The following is a 2,502-nucleotide window of genomic DNA, read 5'->3' on the forward strand; positions in this document are numbered from 1 at the left end:
CCGCGGCGTCTACGCGTACCAGTCCATGTCCGGAACGTCGATGGCCGCCCCGCACGTCGCGGGCGCCGCCGCCATCGTCAAGCAGCGCCACCCCGACTGGACCGCGCAGCAGATCAAGGCCGCGCTCGTCTCCTCCGCGAAGGCCACGGCTCCCGGCGACGTAAGCGAGATCGGCGGCGGCCGCCTCGACGTCAGGGCCGCGCTCGCCGCCACGGTCACCGGCGCGCCCGCCGTCCAGGGCGGCACCTTCAACTGGCCGCAGGACAGCACCGACCGCACCACCGTCCAGCTGCCCTACACCAACCACGGCGACACGCCCGTCACGCTGGACCTGGCCGTCCAGCGCGTCACCGGCAACGACGGCTCCACGGTCCGCTCGACGCCCGCCCGCCTCGGCGCGCGCACCGTCACCGTCCCGGCCGGAGCCACCGTCGAGATCCCGCTGACCCTCGACCCGTCCGCGGACCTCGCCCGCGGCCAGTACGGTGACATCACCGGCCGCGTCCTCGCCACCGCGCCCGGCATCAGCGTCTCCACCCCCTTCTCGCTGTACGTCGAGCCGCAGACCGTCACCCTGCGCGTCAAGCTCGTCGACCGCGCCGGAAAGCCCGCCGACGGCTCGTCCTCGGTCGATGTGATCGGCACCGACACCGCCACCGGTGAGCGCCGCTTCAACGCGGGCGCGGCCGACCAGATCTACCGGCTGCGCCCCGGCTCGTACTTCCTCTCCTCCTTCGTCACGAGCCCCGACGCGTCGGTCGGTTACCTCGGCCGTCCGCAGCTGGAGCTGACGAAGGACACGACGGTGGTCCTGGACGCGCGCAAGGCCCACCGCCTCCAGGTGCGGACCGACAAGCCCGGTGAGAACCGTGCCGGCACGCTCGCCTTCGCCCGCTCCTGGGACAACTGGCTCCACGCGGGCACGATCACCGGCGGCCGCCAGATCCAGCAGTACTACGCCTCCGTCGAAGGCCGCGCCGATGAAGGCGACTTCGAATTCGGCAGCTACTGGCGCCGCTACGCCCCGCAGATCACCGAACTCGCCGTGACCGACGGCCTCGCGCTGCACCCGGTGAGCTCCGGATTCGGCTCCGCCAACCTCGACGGCACCGGCTCCGCACAGCTCGTCGACGCCGGGTCGGGTACGGCGGCGGAGCTCGCCGCCGCCGGTGCCAAGGGCCGTATCGTCCTCGTCCGTGTCCCCGACGACAGCACCCTGGTGGCCCAGCAGGCCCGGGCCGCGCAGGCCGCCGGCGCCGTCGCGCTGATCGCCCACCGCGCCACGCCCGGCACCTGGTACCCGGCTTCGGGATTCCTCGGCGCGCCGCTGCCCGCGCTCTCCGTGCCGTCGGACGAGGCCGCCGAGCTGATCGCACGGCTCGCAGCGGGCCCCGTCACCCTGCGCTGGAAGGCCACCGCCAAGAGCCCGTACGTCTACAACCTCGCCTTCCCCGAGGACGGTCCGGTCACCTCGGACCGCACCTACCGGGTCCGTGACAGCAAGCTCGGCGCCACCGAGGCGACCTACCGCGCGATGGGCACGGCCGCCGACTACCTCGACGGTGTGTCAGCGCTGCGCCCCGGCACCGGTCAGCAGGTCTACCTCGGCGGACTCGTCGACCTGGTCGCCGCACCGGGCAAGCGCACCGAGTACCACTCGGCCGGCGCCACCGCCTACTCCCAGACGCTGTCCAGCAGCTTCCCCTGGGGCGAGTTCATGCTCGGTACCAGCCACGAGTACCGTGCCGGCGGGCGGCGCACCGAGTCCTGGTACGGCGGCGTCGTCGCCCCGACCGCCCCGCGTGACGCGTCCGGCAGGCCGGTCCTCGCCGCCGAGCGGCAGGACAACCTCATCGGTGTCGCCACGGCCTTCTGGGGCGACAGCGAGCACGCGGGCCAGGCCGGTTCCTTCGGCGACATCGGCAATCTGACCCTCAAGCGCGACGGTGAGGAGATCGGCAGCTCCTCGTATCCCTTCGGGGTCTTCGAGGTCCCGGCGGACGACGCGGCGTACGAACTCACCCAGCGCACCATGAAGGTGGGACAGCCCGCCGCGGTCTGGCAGCGCTCGACGGAGCTGTCCACCGTCTGGACATTCCGTTCCGCACGCGACGAGGGCGCGTACTCCCAAGGCATCCCGCTCCTCTTCCCGGTGATCGGCCTTCCCGAGGACGGGCTCAAGACCCTCCCGGCGGCCGACGGCCAGAAGCTCACGCTCGGAGTGTCGGGGCACGCCGGGTACACCCCGGGTGCGCTGGTCTCGGCCAAGGTGTCGTACTCGTACGACGGCGGCACCACCTGGACCCAGGCCAGGACGTCGCAGCAGGGCGGCAACTGGACCGCGACCGTGGACCACGCGGGCAGGAGCGGTGAACCGGTCACCCTGAAGGCCGAGTTGACCGACGCGAACGGCAACTCCGTCACTCAGACAGTGGAACGCGCGTACGACGTGCGCTGACCACCGGTACGTCCGCCGGGCGGCCTTCCCGTGGGGGGTTGGGC

General features: G+C 72.5%; 1 protein-coding gene. It reads left to right on the forward strand.

The window, feature by feature from the left end:
* A partial coding sequence (locus ACWGI8_RS42995) for a S8 family serine peptidase (RefSeq protein ID WP_453668907.1) occupies positions 1-2,458 on the forward strand: 2,458 nt, incomplete at its 5' end.
* Positions 2,459-2,502: the final 44 nt, after the last annotated feature.

It is taken from the genome of Streptomyces sp. NPDC054841 (assembly GCF_053611045.1).